Source organism: Hymenobacter agri (assembly GCF_054778495.1).
The window spans coordinates 1-753 of sequence record NZ_BAAGZM010001145.1 but is presented as its reverse complement, the minus strand read 5'-3'; the positions used below and the strand labels follow the sequence as shown (position 1 = coordinate 753).

Genomic DNA, 753 nt, shown 5'->3' with positions numbered 1-753 from the left:
CCTGCCCCGCGCCGCGGGAGCCGGCCCGGCAGCCGCCGGCACCACCGAAACGCCATCCGTCTTCGAAGGCCTGCGTGGCCGACGCCTGCTGCTGGCCGAAGATAACTACCTCAACCAGTGGATTGCGCGGGTGGTGCTTGAGCACTGGGGCGTGCGCGTAACCGCCGTGGCCAATGGCATCGACGCTCTGGCCGAGCTTCAGGCCCACGATTTCGACGCGGCTATTCTCGATATCCGGATGCCCGGGCTGAGCGGGGTAGAAGTGACGACCGCCGTGCGTGCCCTGCCCGACGCGGACCGGGCCGGCCTACCCATCATCGCCCTCACCGCCAACGCCTTCGAAACCGACCGCGCCGCCTACCTTGCCGCTGGCATGAATGCCTGCCTGGTGAAACCCTACGAGGAAGCCGACCTCTGCCAGCTCCTGCTCGACGTGCTGGCAGAGTAATCAAGCCGTTTGCATATCCAAACAGTCCGTTGGGATGTAGAGACGCATAGTTGCGTCTCGTCGTTGAACGACTTGCGGTAGAATGCTCAATGGTGCGAAATGCGCGGGCGATGAGACGCAACTATGCGTCTCTACTCCGGTCACAGCCCGTATTCTTCCAGCTTGCGGTAGAGCGTCGTGAGGCCGATGCCCAGGCGCTTGGCTACGTCGGGCTTGTTGCCGTCCAGCTCGCCCATCAGCTTGCCGATGTGCCGGGCTTCGAGGGCCCGCAGGCTGTCGTCGGCGGCATCGGCGCCGGGGCGGGC

At 65.5% G+C, this 753-nt stretch carries 2 protein-coding genes; one reads left to right on the top strand and one right to left on the bottom strand.

Going from position 1 to position 753, the window contains the following annotated elements; all coding sequences use genetic code 11:
• Positions 1–448 (top strand): response regulator (locus ACYVDE_RS25005; protein WP_460504217.1); only part of this gene is annotated, 448 nt, incomplete at its 5' end.
• 140 nt (positions 449–588) lie between these two features.
• Here the strand turns inward: ACYVDE_RS25005 and ACYVDE_RS25000 are convergent.
• Complete coding sequence (locus tag ACYVDE_RS25000) at positions 589–720, bottom strand: helix-turn-helix domain-containing protein (RefSeq protein ID WP_460504218.1); 132 nt, start codon at positions 718–720, stop codon at positions 589–591.
• Positions 721–753 lie beyond the last annotated feature (33 nt).